The organism is Frankia tisae (assembly GCF_025403405.1).
Taxonomy (GTDB): domain Bacteria; phylum Actinomycetota; class Actinomycetes; order Frankiales; family Frankiaceae; genus Frankia; species Frankia tisai.
Genome location: NZ_JANEZT010000432.1, coordinates 1 through 5,120, shown reverse-complemented (window position 1 = coordinate 5,120; position 5,120 = coordinate 1). Strand labels below are relative to the sequence as shown.

The 5,120-nt window shown below is 74.2% G+C and carries 5 protein-coding genes; 3 read left to right on the top strand and 2 right to left on the bottom strand.

Annotated elements, in window-relative coordinates; all coding sequences use genetic code 11:
• Nucleotides 1-1,025, bottom strand: a 1,025-nt coding sequence (locus tag NBZ85_RS27410) for an AMP-binding protein (RefSeq protein ID WP_261562892.1), incomplete at its 3' end; no start/stop codon positions are given.
• Nucleotides 1,026-1,129: 104 nt separating this feature from the next.
• On the opposite strand from NBZ85_RS27410, the gene NBZ85_RS27405 reads away from it, so the two are divergent.
• From NBZ85_RS27405 to NBZ85_RS27395, 3 genes are all read left to right on the top strand, one after another.
• A complete protein-coding gene (locus NBZ85_RS27405; protein WP_261562891.1) occupies nt 1,130-2,116 on the top strand; it encodes a hypothetical protein in 987 nt (328 codons plus the stop codon).
• A complete protein-coding gene (locus NBZ85_RS27400; RefSeq protein WP_261562890.1) occupies nt 2,113-2,976 on the top strand; it encodes a 3-hydroxyacyl-CoA dehydrogenase family protein in 864 nt (287 codons plus the stop codon). Before NBZ85_RS27405 ends, NBZ85_RS27400 begins: the two co-directional genes overlap by 4 nt.
• A 105-nt stretch (nt 2,977-3,081) precedes the next feature.
• The gene (locus NBZ85_RS27395) at nt 3,082-3,873 is read left to right on the top strand and encodes an SDR family NAD(P)-dependent oxidoreductase (RefSeq protein WP_261559503.1); all 792 of its coding nucleotides are present in this window, start codon (nt 3,082-3,084) and stop codon (nt 3,871-3,873) included.
• Between the two features lie 67 nt (nt 3,874-3,940).
• Here NBZ85_RS27395 and NBZ85_RS27390 read toward each other — a convergent pair.
• Nucleotides 3,941-5,120 (bottom strand): thiolase family protein (locus tag NBZ85_RS27390; protein WP_261562889.1); only part of this gene is annotated, 1,180 nt, incomplete at its 5' end.

The window sequence follows — 5,120 nt, the reverse complement described above, 5'->3', positions numbered from 1 at the left end:
GTCCCGCCCGCGCCCACCGTCCCGCCCGCGCCCGTCCCGGCGACCTCGAGGGCCCGGCGATGATCCTCCGGCGTCAGCATGGTGACGGTGCCCGCGGTCTCACTCAGCCCGTAGACTTGCACGAAGTCGCAGCGGAACGTCTCGATCGCCCGGACCAGCACGTCCAGCGAGATCGGCGAGGCGCCGTAGGCGATCGTGCGCAACGACGACAGATCCAGCTCGGCGATGCCCGGCACGCCGAGCATCGTGCGCAGCACGGCGGGCACGGCGAACAGGTTCGTCACCCCGTGCTCGGCCACCGCGCGCAGGATCGCGCCGGGGTGGGCTTCGCGCAGCAGCACCGTGTGGCAGCCAGCGTGGAAGCCGCTGAGCGAGTAGCCGCTGCCGGAGATGTGGAACAGCGGCATGGCGACCAGGTTGACGGTGTCGGGCCCGAGCTCGAGCGTCTCCCCGCCCATCCGCAGCAGCGACAGCAGGTTGTGCTCGGTCAGCATCACGCCCTTCGGCAGGCCGGTGGTGCCCGAGGTGTAGAGCTGGATCCGCACGTCGTCGGGCTTCGCACAAACCCCGGGATCGAGCGCGGGCGCGGCGGCGACCCACTCGTCGTAGTCCTGGTGGCGGGCCGAGCCGTCGACCACGATGACCTTCTTGACGCCGGGCAGCTCCGCCTCGACCGCCTCGACGGTCGTCGCGAACGCCGCGCCGACGACGAGGACCCGGGCCTGCGCGTCGGTGATGATCGCGGCGATCTCGGCCGGCGCCAGCCGCCAGCTCACCGCGACGTTCACCGCCCCCAGCTTCGCCCCGCCGAACAGCAGCTCGTAGTACTGCGCGGCGTTGGCGTCGAGGTAGGCGACCCGGTCGCCGGCGCCGACCCCCTCGCCGGCGAGGGCCTGGGCCACCTGGTTGGAGCGGGCGTCGAGCTGGGCGAAGGTGACGGTGCGGCCGTCTGCGGTGAGCGCGGGCTGGCCGCCCCGCTCGGTGCCATGGGTTCGGATCAGGTCGGCGATGGAGCTGATCGGCATGTCATCCCTCGATCCTCGCGGCGGCGACCCGCAGACCGTAGGAGCCCCGCCGTATTATTGTCAACCCACGAGTCGAAGAAACATGCATCCCCAGGGGGCTCCTCGTGATCACTCTTCTCGAATCCGCGACCTGGCACAGCGGCCACGTCGACGGCGTCATCCGGGACATTCGCCGCCCGGTGCCCGACGACGGCCTGCTGAGCGGAGCCATCCTGCGAATGGGCGACCCCGGCGCGGGCCCCGTCGTCGCGATGTCCATCGAGGGCCGGATCTTTCCCCGCAAGGCCCCCGTGCACCTGCACAAGAGCGACAGTTTCCGGATGGCGCTGGGCGAGCCGATCCGGGTGGGCGGCGCCAGCTACGCCCACGGCGAGTTCCGCCTTCAGCGGGCCGACGCCTTCTACGGACCGGAGTACTGGTCCGACGAGGTCGGCACCAACCAGCTCCTGTTGATGGCCGACCGGCGCGGGCTCAAGCCCTACCTGACCGACTCGCAGCTCCAACGGCTCGCCGACACCGCCCTCGCCGACGACGTCAGCCTCGAGGGAGTGGCGATGCTCCCCCGCGACGCCGACGTCCCGCACGCCATCGCCAACAGCTTCGGCGCCGCCCTGCGCCCGAGCCACTTCGACGCCGGCTTCACCGACACGACGGGATGGTCGGTGCTCTCCGACGGCAGCCGCCTGGCCGCCATCGCGCTGGGCCACCGGGAGTCCGGGGTGCTCCTGCTGTGCTGGGACCGGCCACCGGGCGCCGCTGCGCTGCCCGCCTTCCGGCTGGGCGCCGACCTGGTCCGGCTCGTGGTCGAGGGATCCTGCCGGATCGGCGATCCGGAAGCCGACGGCTCGGCGGAGGGCTTCGGCGGGCGGACGGGCGGCGTCGAGCTCGGCCGGCTCGGCTTCCGGCTCCAGCAGGAGGGCACCTGGCACGGGGCGTCGCGTTCCGGTCCGACCGGGTCGAAGGAGCTGTGGATCGTCGCCGACCGGCGGGCGTGGCCGCCGGTCGGCGCGGCCGGACCGGCCGAGGGGCCGTTGGCCGAGGCGGGCGCCGAGGTCTCGGCGCTGGCCTCCCGGCTGGCGGCCGCGGCATGACCGCCGGCGACAACCAGGCCGACGCCGCCGGGACTTCGGCGACGCCGGGGATCTCGGGAGCCGCGGGAGCCGCGGGAGCCGCGGGAGCCGCGGGAGCCGCAACGACCGTCGCAGCCGTCGCAGCCGTGGGGACCGTGGGGGTGATCGGCGCGGGGGTGATGGGCGCGGGGATCGCGCAGGCGGCGGCGATGGCCGGCTGCGCGGTGGTCTGCGTCGACACCAGTGCCACGGCCCGCGAGCGCGCCCGCCGCCAGCTCGTCGAGGGCCGCTTCGGGCTGCGGGCCGCCGTCGAACGCGGGAAGTTGGACGCCGCGGGCGTCGACCGGGTGTCCGCGCGGATCGCCTGGGAGTCCGAGCTGTCGGCCGTCGCCGGCGCGGCGGTGGTCATCGAGGCCGTGCCCGAGGACCTGGCGCTGAAGGTCCGGCTGTTCCGCGCACTCGACCGGGTCGCCGCTGCCGGCGCCGTCCTCGCCACCAACTCCAGCGGCTTCCCGATCGGGGCGCTGGCCGCGGCGACCGACCGGGCCGCCCGGGTCCTCGGCTGGCACTGGTCGTCGCCCGCGCAGATCATGCGCTTCGCCGAGATCGTCGTGACCGAGCACACCGACCCGGACGCCGTCGAGACGGTGACCCGGCTCGCCCGCGGGCTGGGCAAGAACCCGGTCGTCGTGCGCGACGCCCCGATGTCCTGGGGCTACGTCGCCAACCGGGTGTACTGGGCGGCGGTGGCCGAGGCGCGCCGGATCGTCGCCGAGGGGGTCAGCACCGAACGCGACGTCGACCAGCTGCTGGTCGACTGCTTCCGCTGGCCGGTCGGACCGTTCACGATGATCCAGGGTGCCACGGCGGGCTGGACGTAGCCGCCTCACCGGCGGCCGGGCGCACCCCCTGGCCGGCCGCCGGACCCCACGCAGCCCGACCACGATTCCCAGGACGATTCCCCGCCCGATCCCCAGGAGCGCACGATGCCCGGTTTCACCTTTGATCTGTCCGGCCGCGCCGCCGTGGTCACCGGCGCCAGCCGGGGCATCGGCGCGGCGTGCGCACGGGCCCTCGACGCCGCGGGCGCGCGGGTCGCCGTCGTCGCCCGCGGCAGCGCGGGCCTGGCCGCCGTGGCCGACGGGCTCGCCAACAAGCCGGTCACGATCAGCGCCGACCTCACCGTCGAGGCCGACGTCCGGCGGGTGGCCGACCAGGCTCTCGAGGAGCTCGGTGACGTCGACATCCTGGTGAACAACGCCGGGCTCGGCTGGCACCAGCCGCCGGAGGCCATCACCGCGAAGCCGCTGGACCTGCAGCTCGACCTCAACCTGCGCAACGTCATCCTGCTGACCTCGTGGCTCGCGCCGTCCCTGCTGCGGCAGCGGGGATGCGTGGTCACCATGTCGTCGGCGGCGGCCTACGGCGGGGACGTCGAACAGGCCGTCTACGCGGCAACCAAGGGCGGCCTGAACACCCTGACCCAGAACCTGGCCACCGCCTGGGGCGATCGGGGGGTGCGGGTCAACGCCGTCGCGCCCGGCTTCGTCGACACCGACATCTGGCGCCCGTTGGCAGCGGCCCTCGGCGAGGAGGGCTACCAGCGGTTTCGCCGGGCGACGGCGGCCGGCATCCCGCTGCGGCGCTGGGCGAGCGCCGACGAGATCGCGACCGTCGTGCTGTTCCTGTGCTCCGACGCGGCATCCTACCTCACCGGCCAGACGCTCGTCGTCGACGGCGGCGGCGCCCCGCTCCCGAGCCGGCACCTGTCGGCCTGACCCGGGCCACCGGGCGGCCGGGCGGCCGCTCGGCCGTTCGGCCGTTCGCTGTTCGGCCGCTCAGCGCTCAGCCGGCGACGAGGATCGTCGAGCGGTTCGTGCCCGCCATGCCCCCGGTGATCACGGCGCTGCGGGCGGCGTCGACCTGGCGCTCCCCCGCGTCGCCGCGTAACTGCTGCACCGCCTCGATCACGGAGCCGAACCCCTGTGTGGCGCGACCCTCGCTCAGGTTGCCCCCGTGCGTGCACACCGGTACCCGGCCGAACAGCCGCAGCCGCTGCTCGGCGTCGGACCACGACTCGCGCAGCAGCGCCGGGCCCTCCCCCGGCTTGGTGTACAGGGCCTCCAGCCACAGCAGGGCGAGGATCGTGAACCCGTCGTACGGGTAGGCGAGGTCGATGTCGGCGGGGGTCAGGTCGCTGCGGGCGAACAGGTTGCCGACGGCCCGGCGGGCGGCGATCCCGTCCGCCTCGGGCCACAGCAGCCCGTCGTTGCGTGCCGGCAGCGCGCTGCCGAACGCCTCGACGAGCACGGCCGGGTGCGGCAGGTCGCGGGCGCGGCGCTCGGTGGTGACCACGACGGCGAGCGCGCCGTCGATCGGCGCGTCCATGTCGAGCAGGCACATCGGATCGTCGATCATCGGAGCGGCGAGGTAGTCGTCGAGGGTCATCGGGACGCGGAAGACCGCCCGAGGGTTGCGGGCGGCGTTCGTCCGGTTGTTGACGGAGATCCGGGCGAAGTCCTCCCGGGTGCTGCCATGCAGCGCCATGTGCTCGCGCATGACCCGCGCCGCCCACAGCATCGAACCGCCGTGTTCGACCAGCGCATGGTCGAGGCCGGGGTCGAACTCGTGCGCCGGCGCCTGGCGCAGCGGGTCACCGCGGCCGACAACCGAGGTGTTCGCCCACCGGTACTTGCCGTGATAGCACAGCGCGTAGTCGCAGTTGCCGGTGAGCACCGCGTTCGCCGCCGTGGACAGCGCCGTGACCGACGGCGGCTGCGCCGTGTCCCACCAACGGACGTCGGGCAGCCCCAGCGCGTCGACGACGTACCCGGGCCACAGCGTCGGGGAGTCCGTGCCGTAGACGCCGACGACCCCGTCGATCGCGTCCCGCGCGACCCCGCTGTCGAGGACCGCCGCCCGGGCGGCCCGGGCGACGAGGCTGCCCGGCCCCACGCCGCTGTCACGCGCCAGCTCCGACCAGCCGATCCCCACGATCGCGGCCCGTTCCCGCCCACTCATGCCC

Coding starts and splice junctions, on each gene's coding strand:
- NBZ85_RS27400 (WP_261562890.1), top strand. CDS start 2,113: ATGACCGCCGGCGACAACCAGGCCGACGCCGCCGGGACTTCGGCGACG.
- NBZ85_RS27395 (WP_261559503.1), top strand. CDS start 3,082: ATGCCCGGTTTCACCTTTGATCTGTCCGGCCGCGCCGCCGTGGTCACC.